This window comes from Pseudomonas sp. SID14000 (genome assembly GCF_002165135.1).
Classification (GTDB): domain Bacteria; phylum Pseudomonadota; class Gammaproteobacteria; order Pseudomonadales; family Pseudomonadaceae; genus Aquipseudomonas.
On record NZ_NFZQ01000004.1, the window covers coordinates 122,658 to 137,515 of the forward strand.

Genomic DNA, 14,858 nt, shown 5'->3' on the forward strand with positions numbered 1-14,858 from the left:
AGGTCCCCCGGCAGGTGCGCTCCTACAAGGCAGCGGATTACGCGCTGACCGCGCGCAGCCGTTGGCCAATGCGGGCGCCGAACACGTTGACCAGCAACCCGGCCATCACCAGCAATGCGCCCCAGCCCTGGGTCGCGGTCAAACGCTCGCCCAGCAACAACGCCGACGAACTCAGGCCAATCACTGGCACCAGCAGCGAGAACGGCGCCACCTTGCCGGCCGGGTGGCGCGACAGCAGCTTGCTCCACAGGCTGTAGCCGAGCATGGTGGCGACAAACGCCAGGTAGGCCAGGGCCAATACCGAACTCCAGCTGATGTTGGCCAGGGCATGGCCAATGCGCTCCGGCCCTTCCAGCCACCAGGATAATGCCAGGAACGGCAATGGCGGGATCAGACCACCCCAGATCACCAGCGCCACCAGGTCAACCGAACCAAAGCGCCGGGTAATGATGTTGCCCAAGCCCCACATGGCGCCACCACACAGGGTCAGCACCAGCGCCAGCATCGGTACATGGCCGCCGTCTTCGCTGCCGATAAGTGCCAGGCCGCTGGCCGCCACCAGCAGCCCCAGCACGCTGGCCAGGCGCAGTCGCTCACCGAGGAACAGCGCGGCGAAGCCGAGGGTGAAGAACGCCTGCGACTGCAGAATCAGTGAGGCCAACCCTGGCGGCATGCCGCTGTACATGGCCTGGAAAAGGAAAGCGAACTGACCCAACGAAATGGTCGCACCATAGGCGATCAGCCAGCGCCAGGGCAGCTTGGGCCGCTTGATCAGCAAGATCGCCGGAAACGCCACCAACAAGAAGCGCAATGCCCCAAGCAACATCGGCGGCAAGCCATCGAGGCCAACCTTGATGACTACGAAGTTGACTCCCCAGGCGACAATTACCACCAGCGCGGTGAGCAGGTCCTTGAGTGGCATTGCAGCTTCCTTCTTCAGGTTCTCTAGACATATTTCGTTACAGCATAAAGTTAATCCGTTACCAGGGACCAGCACAGTTGCGGCCCATCATTGCGCAACAGCGCTACTGTTTCACTCGCAAGGCACGGCTTGACCTGACTTGTATATACATGCTCACATGATGAAGAGGTCATCCGCCTCGCGTCCCCGCCGATGACTGACTCGCTTACACAAGAACAATGAAGCGGAGCCACTGAATGCCCAGCAAACCCGTACTCGAGCGGCGCTCGATCGACTACATACCCGAGACTGAACGCCATGGACGCGTGTACAGTCAGTTCACCCTCTGGCTTGGGGCCAACTTGCAGATCACTGCAATCGTGACCGGCGCCCTGGCCGTGGTGCTCGGTGGCGACGTGTTCTGGTCGCTGATCGGCCTGCTGCTCGGTCAAGTGATCGGCGGCGCGGTCATGGCCCTCCATGCCGCTCAGGGCCCTCGCCTGGGGCTGCCGCAGATGATTTCCAGCCGCGTGCAGTTCGGGGTCTACGGCGCGGCCATACCGATGGTGCTGGTATGCCTGATGTACCTGGGCTTCACCGCCACCGGCACGGTGCTCTCCGGACAGGCGATCGGCCAATTGCTCGACGTCAGCGACAGCACGGGTATCCTGATATTCGCCAGCATAATCGTGCTCGCCACCCTGGCCGGATATCGGGTGATCCACTGGATCGGCCGAATCGCCAGCGTGCTGGGCATCATTGCCTTCGTCTACCTGTTCAGTCGCATCATGATGCTGGCCGACATCGGGCAGTTACTCGACAACCGCCACTTCAGTTGGGCATCGTTCCTGCTCGCCGTATCGCTGGCTGCGTCCTGGCAGATCGCCTTCGGCCCCTATGTGGCCGACTACTCGCGCTATCTGCCAAGCAGTACATCGCCAGTCAAGACCTTCCTCGCCGCAGGCCTGGGCTCGGTGATCGGCGCCCAGGCATCAATGATCCTCGGGGTGTTCGCCGCCGCTATCGCCGGTGCCCAGTTCTCCGGTCGCGAAGTGGCCTACATCGTCGGCCTGGGTGGCGCCGGTAGCACCGCAGCACTGCTGTATTTCTGCATCGCCTTTGGCAAGGTGACGATCTCGACGCTGAACTCTTATGGCAGCTTCATGTGCATTGCAACCATCATCAGCGGCTTCCGCGGCCACCTGGCGATCAGCCGTGCCCAGCGCCTGCTGTTCGTACTGGGCATCGTCGGCGCCGCGACCCTGGTGGCCTTGCTTGGCCAGCATTCGTTTCTCAGTGCGTTCAAGTCGTTCATCCTGTTCCTGCTGACGTTCTTCGTGCCGTGGAGCGCGGTCAACCTGGTCGACTACTACTTCATCACCAAGGAGCGTTACGACATACCCGCCCTCGCCGACCCGCAGGGCCGATACGGCCGCTGGAACTGGCCAGGAATCATCGTCTACACCGTGGGCGTGCTGATACAGATGCCGTTCATCGACACCAAACTGTACACAGGGCCGCTGGTCGCGCACCTGGGCGGTGTGGATGTCTCGTGGCTAATCGGCCTGGTAGTGCCGAGCGTGCTGTACTACTGGGTGGCACGGCAGCGGGCGCAAGAGGCACCGGCAGCGATGATCGTGCCTGACGCACACTGAGTCCTCTCGCCATCAACGTAGAAACATCTCGCCCTTGCGCCGCGAACGCGGTGCGAGGGAAGGACGGCACTCGCACCGAACATCAACGACGATAGTCCGGCGCCACCCGCTCCAGTATCCGCAACAACACCGCCACGCCAGTTGCACTGCATCCGGGTCAGCCCGCTCGCCCTGTTTCAACCCCCACCCGGCTCATTGAACTGCCGCTCGTCATGCCCTCGCCGTGAAGATGAGAGAACCCAGACCAGTAAAAAAACAGTTTGATTTTTTACTTAGACTGAACTTTCATAGCCAAAAGAATAACGACAGCGCACCGGAGCCGCCTGTATGCAGACCGCCTTCCCTCACCTGTTCGAAGCCTTGCAGATCCGCGGCAAACGCTTGAAAAACCGCATCATGTCCACCGGTCACGACACCTGCCTGCCTACCGACAACCTGGTCAACGACAAGCTCATCGCCTACCAGCGCGCCCGCGCCGCCGGTGGCGTCGGCCTGATCGTGCTGCAGGTGGCCGGGGTGCATGACAGCGCCCGCTATACCTCGCATGTGCTGATGGCCACCGACGATGCCTGCATCGACGGCTACCGCCAGCTTGCCGAGGCCTGCCATGAGCACGGCACCGTGGTGCTGTCGCAACTGTTCCACCCCGGGCGAGAAATCATGGAGTCGGCGGACGGCTTGCTGGCGGTGGCCTACTCGGCGTCCTCGGTGCCTAATGAACGCTTCCGGGTGATGCCGCGCGCGCTGGACCAGGCGATGATCGACGAAATCGTCCAGGGCTACGCCAGTGCTGCCCGCCGCCTGCACCAGGCCGGGCTGGATGGCGTTGAAGTGGTGGCCAGCCATGGCTACCTGCCCGCGCAGTTCCTCAACCCGCGAGTAAACCAGCGCACAGATGGCTACAACGGTGAACTGGAGCAGCGCCTGAGGTTCCTGCGCGAAGTGTTGGACGCCGTACGGGCAGCCACCGACGAGCAGTTCATCATCGGCCTGCGCATCAGTGCCGACGAGCGCGACAGCCAGGGGCTGAGCGAGGACGAGTCGCTGGCCGCAGCGGTTGCCTTGCAGGGCCGGCTCGATTACCTGCACATCGTGGCCGGCACGTCAGCGTCCCTGGGCGGTGCCGTGCATATCGTGCCGCCAATGGCCATCGAACCGGCGTATCTGGCCCGGGAGGCCGGCACCTTCAAGCAACATCTGGAAATCCCGCTGTTCGTCACCGGGCGCATCAACCAGCCCCAGGAAGCCGAACTGATTCTGGCCCGTGGCCAGGCCGATGTCTGCGGCATGACCCGCGCGCTGATCTGCGACCCGCAGATGCCGAACAAGACCGAGCATGGCCAGGCCGAAGACGTACGTGCCTGTATCGCCTGCAATCAGGCCTGCATCGGCCATTTCCACCGGGGCTTGCCCATTTCCTGCATCCAGCGACCGGAAACCGGCCGCGAGTTGCAGTACGGGCAATTGACACCCACCACCCGCCCCAAGCGCATCCTCGTGGCCGGTGGCGGGCCCGCTGGCATGAAAGCCGCCGCCGTGGCCGCTGCGCGCGGGCACCAGGTCACGCTATACGAGGCTGGTCCGCAGCTCGGCGGCCAGGTGCTGCTGGCCCAGTTGCTACCACGGCGCAGCGAGTTCGGTGGCGCCAGCACCAACCTGCAGCGGGAAATGGCCCTGGCGGGCGTGGAAGTAGTACGCAACACCCGGGTCGACCGCGCACTGGTCGAGCGTGAACGCCCTGACCTGGTGATCGCGGCCACCGGTGCTATCCCCTACTGGCCGGCCTTCGAGCGCACCGGTGATCTACAGGTGGTGGATGCCTGGCAGATACTGCGTAATGAAGCAAAACCGGGGCGATCGGTGCTGGTAATCGACTGGCGCTGCGACTGGATCGGCCCCGGTATCGCCGAACGCCTGGTGCGCGAGGGCCACCAGGTGCAGCTTGCGGTCAATGGCACCCATTGCGGCGAAAGCCTGCCGCTGTATGTACGCGACCAACTGGCCGGCGAACTGCATCGCCTGGGTATCCCCATCACGCCCTATGCCCGCCTGTATGGCAGCGACGACAACACGGTGTACCTGCAGCACACCGCCAGCGGCGAGCCGATGATCTTCGAAGGCATCGACACCCTGGTACTGTGCATGGGCCATCAACCGGAAGACCGCCTGGCCGTCGACCTGGCCGGCCTGGTCGAGGTGCGCCGGGTTGGCGACTGCCTGGCGCCACGTACCGTCGAAGAAGCGATTCACGATGGCCTGACGGTTGCCTGGGCGCTCTGAGGCTGTACATACTGCGGCTTTTACGATGGACCGACGTGCATGAGCCAACTCCCCCAGCCCCCCGCCAGCGAAGCCGGGGGCGCCGCGCCGCAGTTTCTCGGCAGCCGCATTCGCGGCCTACGCAAGCGCCGTGGCATGACCCTGGCGGAGTTGGCCACGCACAGTGACCTGACCGCTGGCTACATTAGCCAGCTGGAGCGCAACCTCTCCTATCCGTCGATTCCGGCGCTGTTCAACATCGCCCGCAGCCTGGGTGTGACCATCCAGTGGTTCTTCGCCAGCGAAGCCACCACAGCGCCAGAGGACCAGGGCTATGTGGTACGGCGCAACAGCCGCCTGAGCGTGCACTACGAAGATGGCATCGTCGATCAACTGCTCACGCCCCAACCCAACCGCCAGCTCGAAATCCTGCATTCGCGCTTCCCACCGGGTAGCTACAGCCAGCAGAGCTACAGCCATGACGGCGAAGAGGCTGGTTACATCCTCAGTGGCAGCTTCGAGCTGTGGGTGGGCGAGCGGCATTTCCAGCTCGGCGAAGGGGACAGTTTCAGCTTCTCCAGCCAGGAGCCGCACCGCTATGGCAACCCCGGTGAGGTGGATGCCGTGGTGATCTGGGTGATCACGCCGCCAACATTCTGAAGCATGCTCGCTCCCCAACATCCAGCAACAGGGTCTACCTTGTTAACCGAACTTTAGAGGAGCACAACCATGAAGCAGATCCTGATCATTGGCGCGGGCTTTGCCGGCCTGTGGAGCGCGCTCAGCGCCGTCCGCCAGCTTGACTTCCATGGCAGCAAGGATGTCGAGGTCACCTTGCTTGCCCCCCAGGCCGAGCTGCATGTGCGCCCGCGGTTCTACGAAGCCGACGTACACACCATGGCCGCGCCGTTGCAAGAGCTGTTCGATGCCGTCAACGTCCGCTTCGTGCAAGGTACGGCCTTCCACATCGATGAAGCAGCCCGCCGCGTCAGCTACCGCACCCGAAGCGGCACCCAGTGCGCCCTGCCCTACGACCGCCTGATCATGGCCTGCGGCAGTGTGCTCAACCGGCCCGACATGGCCGGCATCGAGCACGTGTTCGATGTCGACAAGCTCGACAGCGCAGCGCGCCTGGAAACCCACCTGAAGTCACTGGCCAACCTGCCCGACACACCGGCGCGCAATACCGTGGTGGTGGCCGGCGGTGGCTTTACCGGCATCGAGACCGCCACCGAACTGCCGGCCCGCCTGCGCGAAATCCTCGGCGAGGACGCGGCGTTGCGCGTGGTGGTGGTCGACCGTGGCGCGAGGATCGGCGCGGCCCTGGGTGACGGCATCCGTCCCGCCATCGAGCAGGCCTGCGCGGCCCTGGGCGTGGAATGGATCTGTGGTACCACGGTAGCCTCGATGGACCCTGCCGGCGTGCTGCTGGACAACGGCCAGCGCATCGACGCCAGCACGGTGATCTGGACCGTGGGCTTCAAGGCCAACCCGCTCACCGAACAGATCAGTGGCGAGCGCGACCGCCAGGGCCGCTTGCATGTCGATGGCAACCTCAAGGTGAAAGGCAATGATGCCGTGTACGCAGCGGGTGATGTGGCCTACGCCGCCTGCGACGAGCTTGGCAATTACGCGGTGATGTCCTGCCAGCATGCGATTCCGCTGGGGCGTCATGCGGGCAACAATGCGGCGGCCGAGCTGATTGGCGTGGCCCCGATGACCTACAGCCAGCCCAAGTACGTGACCTGCCTGGACCTTGGGGCCTGGGGGGCGGTGTATACCGAAGGGTGGGAGCGCACGGTGTCGCCACCGGAGGACAAGGCCGAAGCCAAGGTGTTGAAGGCGCAGATCAATACGGTATGGATCTATCCGCCAGCGGCCGATCGTGCTGCGGCGCTGGCAGCAGCTGACCCGGCTATTCCGGTAGCCTGAGGTTGATTGTGGGAGCGGCCCCTTCGCGACACAAGGCCGCTCCCACAAGGTTTGCGCAAGCCTTTAGCGCTTGTGCAAAACAGCAGGATCAGGCAGCAGCAAACAACTCGTTGGCAATCTGCGCCTGGGCAGCATCGATCGCCTGGCTGCGGTGCTCAGGGCTATAGGCCAGGCCATGGGCGCGGACGATTTCCAGGTCGGTGACACCGATGAAGCCCAGGAACACCTTGAGGAAGTCTTCATGCCCGGCGCCAGTCGGCTGGCCAGCGTGCAGGCCACCTGCAGTGGACACCAACACTACTTTCTTGTTGCCGCACAGGCCTTCCGGGCCAGCTTCGGTATAGCGGAAAGTCTTGCCGGCGACGGCGACGCGGTCGATCCAGGCCTTGAGCTGGGTCGGCACGGTGAAGTTGTACATCGGTGCACCAATCACCACGGCATCGGCTGCCAGGAATTCCTCCAGGGTTTCCGCGCTCAGTTTGGCTTCGAAAGCCTGGGCAGCGTCGCGCATGTCTTCCGGGGTGCCAGCCGCTACCAGGGTAGCCGCGGAGAAGTGGGCGATGGCGTCGGCAGCCAGGTCACGGTATACCACTTCCACGCTCGGGTCGGCGGCTTTCCAGGCTTCGACCACTTCGCGGCTCAACTGGCGGGAGGCGGAATTGTCGCCCAGGATGCTCGAATCAATATGCAACAGTTTCATGGGACTCTCCTGTGAATGAAGACCGCGGCGTTGGGCGATCACGATGGGGAGAATCCTACCGGCCTCACCAATGGCTGATAAGTCAGCAAAAATGCGTTAGATTGTCCCACAGGTGGAACAGTGAGACATTCCCATGCAAGACCTCAACGACCTCTTCTACTTTGCCCGCGTGGTCGAAGCCGGCGGGTTCGCCGCCGCCGGCCGCCAGTTGGGTATTCCCAAGTCGCGTCTGTCACGCCGTATCGCCGAGCTTGAAGAACGCCTGGGCACACGCCTGCTGCAGCGCACCACACGGCAACTGAAGCTCACCGCAGTGGGCGAGCGCTACCTGCACCACTGCCAGGCCATGCTGCTGGAAGCCGAGGCCGCCGACGAAGCGGTAGCCAGCATGAGCAGCGAACCGCGCGGGCGTTTGCGGGTGTCCTGTCCGGTGGCATTGGCCCACGCCTTCCTGCCGGATGTGATCAGCCGTTTTCTCTCGCAGTACCCGCTGGTGCAACTGGACATGGTGCTACTCAACCGCCGAGTCGACCTGATTTCCGAAGGCATCGACGTGGCCTTGCGCGTGCGAGACCTGGGTGATGAAGACCCCGCCCTGGTCACCCGTCGTCTGCGCCAGGCACAGATGCAGCTGGTTGCCGCGCCCGGTTTCGCCGACCACATCCGCGAACCGGGCGAGCTGGCATCATTGCCGGTGCTGGGCGCTGCCGAGGCGGACAGGCTGGTACACTTCCGCCTGTTCGGCCCCCATGGCAAGCAGCAGGAAATTGCCCTGGAACCGCGCCTTGCCATCGACGATTTCGTAGTACGTAATGCTGCTGTACGGGCGGGCCTCGGTTTTACCGCGCTACCCAGCATGTTCTGCGAGGAAGAGCTGGAACGCGGCGAACTAGTGCGCCTGCTGCCCGACTGGTCGCTACCGGGTGGCTACCTGCAAGCGGTATACCCGCATCGGCGCGGTTTGCTGCCTGCGGTGCGGGTATGGATCGATCACCTGGCTGCGTCGTTCGAGGCCTGTGGAGAGAAGTATGTCTGAGCGGAACATGAGCGAAGCCCAGGTAGCGGCCTTTTGCCTGAGCCTGCCGGGTGCACGGGAGGACTACAAATGGGGCGGCGTCCGGGTGTTCTCGGTGGCGGGCAACAAGATGTTCGCGGTGCTCGACCTGGCAGGTGCGGGGTTGTCGTTCAAGGTGGCCGACGAGCTGTTTCTCGGCTATTGCGACCGCCCAGGGGTGCGGCCTGCGCCGTACCTGGCGCGGGCGCGGTGGATCAGCATGGCGCAGCCCTACCCCATGGGGCGTGAGGAGCTGTGTGACCTGTTGCAGCGCTCGCACCAGCTGGTGGTGCGGCGGTTGCCAAAGCGGTTGCAGGTGGGGTTGGTGTTGTGAATTCCCTGTTCCGGCCCTTTCGCGGGTAAAACCGCTCCCACAGGTACAGCACAAATCTTGAGACCAGTGGATAATCCTGTGGGAGCGGGTTTACCCGCGAAAGGGCCGGCACAGTCAAATATCAACTGAAAGGCAGATAGCGCCCACCAAGAAACAGCCAGTCCGCCCAGAACACCTGGTGCACCAGCACAATGCCCCAGAACACCAACTGGTACGACACCTTGCGCGTCTTGTGCCGATACAGCTGCTGCGCCAGCAGCGCCCCCGGCCAGCCGCCCAGCAGCTCACTGGCATGCAGCACTTTCTCGGGCGTTCGCCAGGCCTGGGTACGCGCCTGCTGTTTATCCTGCCAATACAGCAACAGGCTGATCAGGCTCATTGCCGGGTACAGCGCCAGCGGCCACCAGGCCTGATCGACCCAGGCCATGCGCGCCGCGCCCAGGCCCGGCAGCAGGCACAGCAGGCCCAACACCAGCAGCTTCAGGCGCACATTACGTACGCCCTCTACCCTTTGCCCCCGCGCGGCCTCAGCCATGTGCCGTCGTCCAGTCAACCCAGCCGAACTGCCAGGTCGCCAGAATCAGCAGGCCAAAGGCAATGCGATACCAGGCGAACGCCGCGTAGCTGTGGTTGGCAATGAACTTGAGCAGGCCACGCACGGCGATCATGGCAAAGATGAACGAGGTCACGAAGCCAATGGCAAATACCGGCAGGTCGCCGGGCTGAAACAGGTCGCGGTACTTGTAGCCCGAGTACACCGCAGCACCGACCATGGTCGGCATCGCCAGGAAGAACGAGAACTCGGTCGCCGCCTTGCGCGACAGACCGAACAGCAAGCCACCGATAATGGTCGAGCCGGAACGCGAAGTGCCCGGGATCATCGCCAGGCACTGGATAAAGCCGATCTTCAGCGCGTGGCTCCAGCGCATGTCGTCCACGTGGTCCACCTCCACACGGTGCTCGCGGCGCTCGGCCCAGAGCATGATCACCCCGCCCACCACCAGCGCCGCCGCCACGGTGATCGGGTTGAACAGGTATTCGTGAATCAGGTCGGCGAACAGCACGCCCAGCACTACTGCCGGCAGGAACGCCAGCAACAGGTTACCGGTGAAACGCCGCGCCGTGGGCTGGCTGGTCAGGCCGAATACCACGTCGAAGATCTTGCCGCGAAACTCCCACACCACCGCCAGGATCGCCGCCAACTGAATGATGATGTTGAAAGCCATGGCCCGTTCGCCGCCAAACCCGATCAGGTCGGCGACGATGATCTGGTGGCCGGTACTGGAGATCGGCAGAAACTCCGTCAGCCCTTCGACCACGCCTAAGATGATTGCCTGGAAGGCAGTCCAAAAATCCATCGTTCCCCCGATGGAGCGCTGCTCGTTGCAGGCCCCTTGTTCTTGATTTGCTTGAAATTGCCGTACGCGGCCCGGCTGTTTTACAGCGACTGTTGGGCGCAATGCCAGTAGAAAAGTTCACGCCGCCTAAAGGTTTCATCTTGCGCGGCCGAAATCCTAACAGAGCGCCTTTGCAAACGCCTTGTACAACCTGCTGCAGACTATTGGATGGATAGCACTTAGCCATTAGTCGAGTGGGGGCCAGACGCAAAGCATGCTTGGATGCGCCTGAATAAAAAGAACAATGCGGGAGCTGCGGGATGAAAACCCTGAGATCGATGTCTATCAGCCGCCGTCTGTGGCTGATCCTTTTGGTGGCAGTGGCCATGTTGGTGGTATTGGGCCTGCTGATGCTGCGCCAGATCCACGGTGACCTGTACCAGGCCAAAGCGGAAAAAACCCGCCATGTGGTGCAGACCGCAGCCGGTGTGCTGGCCTATTACCAAGGCCTGGAGGCGGCCGGCACGCTAAGCCGCGAAGACGCCCAGCAACAGGCGCTGCAAGTGGTACGCGCGCTGCGCTACGACCAGAACGACTACTTCTGGATCAACGACCTGGGGCCGAAGATGATCATGCATCCGGCCAACCCCAAGCTGGACGGCCAGGACCTGTCGGCCATCCGCGACCCCGACGGCTTTGCCGTGTTCAACGAGATGGTCGCCCTGGCCCGTCAGCAGGGTGCCGGGCCGGTCAACTACCGTTGGCCAAAGCCCGGTGCCAGCGAGCCGGTGGCCAAGACTTCCTATATCCAGCTGTTCAAGCCGTGGGGCTGGATTATCGGCTCAGGTGTATACGTTGACGACGTGCAGGCCGAATTCGCCCGCCAGTTGCGCGACGCCTCGCTGGTGGGTGTGGCCATTGCCGTGCTGATGGCACTGGTGGTCATGCTGATTGCCCGTAGCATCGCCCGCCCGTTGCAGGAGGCAGTGCAGGCCATGGGCAACATCGCCAGCGGCGAAAGCGACCTGACCCGGCGCCTGGACACTCACGGCCGCGACGAAATCACCCACTTGGGCGAGCATTTCAACCGTTTCAACGGCAAGCTGCAAGGCGTGGTCGGCCAGTTGCAGGGGGCCGCCCACGCCCTGGCCAGGTCCGCCGGGCATGTCGGCGACAATGCCGGTGCCGCGCAACAGCACAGCGCCCAGCAATCGCTGCAGATGGACCAGGTGGCCACTGCGGTCAACGAAGTGACCTACGCCGTGCAGGACGTGGCCAAGACCGCCGAGCAGGCCGCCGGGGAAATGCGCATCGCGCAACAGCAGGTGGCGCAAGGCCAAGAGGCCATTCACGGCAGCCTGGCGCAGATCGACCGGCTGTCGCTGACCATCGACCAGGCCGTGCAGGTGATCCGCGACCTGGCCGGGCACAGCACGCGCATCGGTGGTGTGCTGGACGTGATCCGCTCTATCGCAGAACAGACCAACCTGTTGGCGCTAAACGCAGCTATCGAGGCGGCGCGGGCCGGCGAGCAAGGCCGTGGCTTTGCCGTGGTCGCCGACGAGGTACGCCTGCTGGCCCAGCGCACGGCGCAGTCGACGGCCGAGATCCATACCATGATCGAGCACTTGCAAAGCCAGTCGGACGCTGCAGTCAAGGCCATCGACACCAGTAGCGAGGCCTCGCGCCAGACCGTCGAGCAGGCCCGCGAGGCCGGTGCCAGCCTGGACGCCATCAACCAGGCGCTGAACAACCTCACCGCATTGAATGCCTCAATTGCCAGCGCCACCTTGCAGCAGTCGCATGTGGTCGAAGAGATCAACCGCAATGTGCTGGATACTGCCGGGTTGTCCCAGCAGACTGCCGATGCGGCGCGGCAATCCAGTGACGCCGGGGCGGCGCTGGGGCGGTTGAGCGAAGAGCTGGAGCAACTGCTACGCCAGTTCCGGGTATAGCAAGCGGTCCGCGCACCCTGTGGGAGCGGCTTTAGCCGCGAAGAATCCAGCGCGGTGCCATGGCACCGGCTGCGCCGGTGTTCGCGGCTGAAGCCGCTCCCACAGGGAATCGCGATCCTTGTGGGGGTAATCGGCTATGGCATCTCCCACATGAAGCAATCGCATCCCTGCCTGTTCCGCCCTACACCTTCCCCCACCGACCCGCTACAATCGCGCCCCTCCCCCGCAGTCTCCAAGGAAAGCCGATGTCCGGCCTTGAACTCGTCGCCGCCGTCCTCGGCGTCACCGCTGTCTGGCTCACGGTCAAGCAGAACGCCTGGTGCTGGCCGATCGGCCTGGTCATGGTGCTGATCTATGGCTGGCTGTTCTACGAGGTAAAGCTGTACTCGGGCATGCTGCTGCAACTGGCCTACGCCATCCTGCAAGTCTATGGCTGGTGGCAATGGAAGCGCCCGGGCCATGCTGAAGACGCCCGCCAGGTCTCCCTCCTGCAGCGCCCGGCATTGTTCGCCGGCCTGGCCGTCGGGGTGCTGCTGAGTGCCGCCCTGGGCGCGGCAATGGCCAACTGGACCGACGCCGCCCTGCCCTGGCTGGACGCCACCCTGACCGGTTTCAGCCTGGTGGCACAATTGTGGATGGCGCAAAAGCGCCTGCAGTGCTGGCCGCTGTGGGTGGTGGTAGACATCGTCTACGTGGGCCAGTACCTGCACCAGCAGCTTTACTTCACCGCGGGCTTCTTCGCCGTGCTCACCCTGATTGCCGTGCGTGGCTGGCTGGAATGGCGCCGCGACCCAGCGCTGGTGCAGCCATGAGCGCGGCGCAGGCCACGAAAGTACTGGTGTTGTGCGGTCCGGAGTCCAGCGGCAAAAGCTGGCTCAGCGGGGTAATCCAGGCGCATTTCGGCGGCGTGGTGGTGGCCGAATACGTGCGCCACTTCATCGACCAGGAATGCCGCGACACCTGCTACGCCGACGTTCCCACCATCGCCCGCGGCCAGCTGGCCTGGGAGGACCGCGCCCGCGAGCAGGCGCCGCCGCTGCTGATTCTCGACACCCATTTGCTCAGCAACATGCTCTGGAGTCATGCCCTGTTCGATGACTGCCCGGCCTGGCTGGAACCGGCGTTGCTGGCACGGCATTACCACCTGCACCTGTTGCTGAGCCCACAAGGCGTGGATTGGGTTGCCGATGGCCAGCGCAGCCAGCCCGAACTGAGCGATCGCCAGCGCTTTTTCGACGACAGCCTGCACTGGCTGCAACGGCATGACCAGGCCTATCAAATAATTGAAGGCAATTGGCCACAGCGCCAGTTGATGGCCCTGCAAACAGTGGCTAAGCTCCTTGATAGCGATGCGCCATGCTGCCCCGCCGGGTGTTAATCCACTGACACACCCCGGTGGGGCAAAGGCCCCGGAATCGTGGGGCCTTCCCCTGCTTTGGGGACAGTGTCACGCCGGCGAAACACCTCTGCAAAAAACCTTCCAGTCAAGACCACCGCTGGCTTTGCCGGCAACACTCGCGATTACCTGTTTCACGCCTGAGACAGAATACGTCGTAGTTTGTCATACACTCACCTTAAGCTGTTGATCTGGATACACTTCTCAAAAGCGGCACACCTTCTGCTCTCTCCTTCGCATGGCTGAACAGCGCCAGCACTCATAGAAGGAGTTGTCGTCGTGAGGAAAACTGATAAAGGCCTTTATCACCTGTTGCTGATGGGTTGCATGCTGGGTTCCTTGAGCCTGACCACCCAGGCCGACAACGGCATCATAGTGATCACCCGTGATGTGCAGACACGCAACGCCGTGGTCCCGCCGTTACGACCCGACCCGAACCCCACCACTGTCAACGCCAACCCTTCCGACCACATTCTCAAGCAAACCAGCGAACTGACTGATGGCGACTTCGCCACCATCAGCAGCGGTGCGGGCATCAGCACACTGGTCACCCAACAGACCAATAACCTGGGCGGCAACCTCAACAACCAGACCCAACTACCCAACCTGGCCGGTGGCCGCGGCACAGGCTCGGGCAATGGCATCTCTAACATGGTCAATTCGAGTGTGCAGCGCGGCCTGGCGCCACTGCAGATCCTGACCGGAGGCAAGTGAGATGAAGCACACGCTGCTGATCCTGGCCACGTTGTGCAGTACTTCGGCCTTCGCGCAATCCCCGGTTCCCGTAATCAACAACGCCGACATCGACAGTTCGGGCAGCCGTTACCAGGGCAACCTGGCGGTCAACCAAGCTGCCGGTGACCAACAGCAACAGGCCAACGCGCGCGCCTTCGCCGTGGGGCCCGAGGCCAGCGCCATTACGCAGATCCGTCAGCGCCTGAACACCCCCGCAGCCCCGGCGATGGATGCCCGCTCGAGCATTCAGGGCAACGCCTTCAGCAACGGCAGCGGTGCCCTCGGGGTGAACCAGAGCGCCGGCGCCGGCACCCAGCAAGCCAACGCACTGCGCATCAGCCTCAGTGCCCAGCCGCAAAGCATCGACGACAGCGTCCTCATGCAACAGAACGTGGCGCTGCTCTACAGCTCCGATCCAGCTGGCGCCTCACTCGGCCATCGCCAGGTCACTACCAGTGACCAGGCATTCACCGATAGCCGCGGGGTGATCCAGTTGAATCAGAGTGCCGGGGTGGGAAACCGAATGGCCAACACCTTGAGCATACGGGTCGCGGATTGACCCATGCAGTTAAGAACAACACTTAACCTAAAAAGTACGGA

15 protein-coding genes are annotated in these 14,858 nt (G+C 63.3%); 11 read left to right on the top strand and 4 right to left on the bottom strand.

Translation table 11 applies throughout. The features are described from left to right. Nucleotides 1-37 precede the first annotated feature (37 nt). Nucleotides 38-922: an EamA family transporter gene (locus tag CAY82_RS07450; RefSeq protein ID WP_087500637.1), complete on the bottom strand. Its 885-nt coding sequence runs from the start codon at nucleotides 920-922 to the stop codon at nucleotides 38-40. A gap of 236 nt (nucleotides 923-1,158) precedes the next feature. Between CAY82_RS07450 and CAY82_RS07455 the strand changes: the two genes are divergently transcribed. The 4 genes from CAY82_RS07455 to CAY82_RS07470 all read left to right on the top strand — a co-directional run bounded on the left by CAY82_RS07455 (nucleotide 1,159) and on the right by CAY82_RS07470 (nucleotide 6,747). Next, nucleotides 1,159-2,556, top strand: a complete 1,398-nt coding sequence (locus CAY82_RS07455; RefSeq protein ID WP_087500638.1) for a cytosine permease — start codon at nucleotides 1,159-1,161, stop codon at nucleotides 2,554-2,556. A 327-nt stretch (nucleotides 2,557-2,883) separates the two neighbouring features. Then, nucleotides 2,884-4,836, top strand: a complete 1,953-nt coding sequence (locus CAY82_RS07460) for an FAD-dependent oxidoreductase (protein ID WP_087500639.1) — start codon at nucleotides 2,884-2,886, stop codon at nucleotides 4,834-4,836. A 39-nt stretch (nucleotides 4,837-4,875) separates the two neighbouring features. Then, on the top strand, nucleotides 4,876-5,475 hold the full coding sequence (locus CAY82_RS07465; RefSeq protein ID WP_087500640.1) for a helix-turn-helix domain-containing protein: 600 nt from the start codon (nucleotides 4,876-4,878) through the stop codon (nucleotides 5,473-5,475). A gap of 69 nt (nucleotides 5,476-5,544) precedes the next feature. Continuing rightward, nucleotides 5,545-6,747, top strand: a complete 1,203-nt coding sequence (locus CAY82_RS07470; protein WP_087500641.1) for an NAD(P)/FAD-dependent oxidoreductase — start codon at nucleotides 5,545-5,547, stop codon at nucleotides 6,745-6,747. A gap of 88 nt (nucleotides 6,748-6,835) precedes the next feature. On the opposite strand, the gene CAY82_RS07475 is transcribed toward CAY82_RS07470, so the two are convergent. Beyond that, nucleotides 6,836-7,447, bottom strand: a complete 612-nt coding sequence (locus CAY82_RS07475; protein WP_087500642.1) for an FMN-dependent NADH-azoreductase — start codon at nucleotides 7,445-7,447, stop codon at nucleotides 6,836-6,838. Nucleotides 7,448-7,580: 133 nt separating this feature from the next. Here CAY82_RS07475 and CAY82_RS07480 point away from each other — a divergent pair, with 133 nt between their 5' ends. Further along, on the top strand, nucleotides 7,581-8,483 hold the full coding sequence (locus CAY82_RS07480; RefSeq protein WP_087500643.1) for a LysR substrate-binding domain-containing protein: 903 nt from the start codon (nucleotides 7,581-7,583) through the stop codon (nucleotides 8,481-8,483). Continuing rightward, nucleotides 8,476-8,835 (top strand): MmcQ/YjbR family DNA-binding protein, encoded by a 360-nt coding sequence (locus tag CAY82_RS07485; protein WP_087500644.1) that lies wholly within the window; start codon nucleotides 8,476-8,478, stop codon nucleotides 8,833-8,835. Before CAY82_RS07480 ends, CAY82_RS07485 begins: the two co-directional genes overlap by 8 nt. Nucleotides 8,836-8,956: 121 nt before the next feature. Here the strand turns inward: CAY82_RS07485 and CAY82_RS07490 are convergent, their stop codons facing one another. Continuing rightward, on the bottom strand, nucleotides 8,957-9,370 hold the full coding sequence (locus CAY82_RS07490; RefSeq protein ID WP_087500645.1) for a DUF1294 domain-containing protein: 414 nt from the start codon (nucleotides 9,368-9,370) through the stop codon (nucleotides 8,957-8,959). After that, on the bottom strand, nucleotides 9,363-10,193 hold the full coding sequence (locus tag CAY82_RS07495; protein WP_087500646.1) for an undecaprenyl-diphosphate phosphatase: 831 nt from the start codon (nucleotides 10,191-10,193) through the stop codon (nucleotides 9,363-9,365). The genes CAY82_RS07490 and CAY82_RS07495 overlap by 8 nt, the downstream gene beginning before the upstream one ends. A gap of 299 nt (nucleotides 10,194-10,492) precedes the next feature. Between CAY82_RS07495 and mcpP the strand changes: the two genes are divergently transcribed. From mcpP to CAY82_RS07520, 5 genes are all read left to right on the top strand, one after another. After that, nucleotides 10,493-12,127: a methyl-accepting chemotaxis protein McpP gene (mcpP, locus tag CAY82_RS07500; protein WP_087500647.1), complete on the top strand. Its 1,635-nt coding sequence runs from the start codon at nucleotides 10,493-10,495 to the stop codon at nucleotides 12,125-12,127. A gap of 245 nt (nucleotides 12,128-12,372) precedes the next feature. Next, entirely contained in the window at nucleotides 12,373-12,939 is a 567-nt protein-coding gene (gene pnuC / locus CAY82_RS07505) for a nicotinamide riboside transporter PnuC (protein ID WP_087500648.1), read from the top strand. Further along, nucleotides 12,936-13,505 (top strand): AAA family ATPase, encoded by a 570-nt coding sequence (locus CAY82_RS07510; protein WP_087500649.1) that lies wholly within the window; start codon nucleotides 12,936-12,938, stop codon nucleotides 13,503-13,505. Before pnuC ends, CAY82_RS07510 begins: the two co-directional genes overlap by 4 nt. Nucleotides 13,506-13,802: 297 nt before the next feature. Beyond that, on the top strand, nucleotides 13,803-14,237 hold the full coding sequence (locus CAY82_RS07515; protein ID WP_087500650.1) for a hypothetical protein: 435 nt from the start codon (nucleotides 13,803-13,805) through the stop codon (nucleotides 14,235-14,237). A 1-nt stretch (nucleotide 14,238) separates the two neighbouring features. Continuing rightward, a complete protein-coding gene (locus CAY82_RS07520; protein ID WP_087500651.1) occupies nucleotides 14,239-14,817 on the top strand; it encodes an adhesin in 579 nt (192 codons plus the stop codon). Nucleotides 14,818-14,858: the final 41 nt, after the last annotated feature.

What these genes read in the sequence shown, in the direction of transcription:
- CAY82_RS07470 (WP_087500641.1), top strand. Translation starts at nt 5,545, where the DNA reads ATGAAGCAGATCCTGATCATTGGCGCGGGCTTTGCCGGCCTGTGGAGC.
- CAY82_RS07450 (WP_087500637.1), bottom strand. Translation starts at nt 922, where the DNA reads ATGCCACTCAAGGACCTGCTCACCGCGCTGGTGGTAATTGTCGCCTGG.
- CAY82_RS07465 (WP_087500640.1), top strand. Translation starts at nt 4,876, where the DNA reads ATGAGCCAACTCCCCCAGCCCCCCGCCAGCGAAGCCGGGGGCGCCGCG.
- mcpP (WP_087500647.1), top strand. Translation starts at nt 10,493, where the DNA reads ATGAAAACCCTGAGATCGATGTCTATCAGCCGCCGTCTGTGGCTGATC.
- CAY82_RS07510 (WP_087500649.1), top strand. Translation starts at nt 12,936, where the DNA reads ATGAGCGCGGCGCAGGCCACGAAAGTACTGGTGTTGTGCGGTCCGGAG.
- CAY82_RS07520 (WP_087500651.1), top strand. Translation starts at nt 14,239, where the DNA reads ATGAAGCACACGCTGCTGATCCTGGCCACGTTGTGCAGTACTTCGGCC.
- CAY82_RS07490 (WP_087500645.1), bottom strand. Translation starts at nt 9,370, where the DNA reads ATGGCTGAGGCCGCGCGGGGGCAAAGGGTAGAGGGCGTACGTAATGTG.
- CAY82_RS07460 (WP_087500639.1), top strand. Translation starts at nt 2,884, where the DNA reads ATGCAGACCGCCTTCCCTCACCTGTTCGAAGCCTTGCAGATCCGCGGC.
- CAY82_RS07480 (WP_087500643.1), top strand. Translation starts at nt 7,581, where the DNA reads ATGCAAGACCTCAACGACCTCTTCTACTTTGCCCGCGTGGTCGAAGCC.
- CAY82_RS07495 (WP_087500646.1), bottom strand. Translation starts at nt 10,193, where the DNA reads ATGGATTTTTGGACTGCCTTCCAGGCAATCATCTTAGGCGTGGTCGAA.
- pnuC (WP_087500648.1), top strand. Translation starts at nt 12,373, where the DNA reads ATGTCCGGCCTTGAACTCGTCGCCGCCGTCCTCGGCGTCACCGCTGTC.
- CAY82_RS07485 (WP_087500644.1), top strand. Translation starts at nt 8,476, where the DNA reads ATGTCTGAGCGGAACATGAGCGAAGCCCAGGTAGCGGCCTTTTGCCTG.
- CAY82_RS07475 (WP_087500642.1), bottom strand. Translation starts at nt 7,447, where the DNA reads ATGAAACTGTTGCATATTGATTCGAGCATCCTGGGCGACAATTCCGCC.
- CAY82_RS07455 (WP_087500638.1), top strand. Translation starts at nt 1,159, where the DNA reads ATGCCCAGCAAACCCGTACTCGAGCGGCGCTCGATCGACTACATACCC.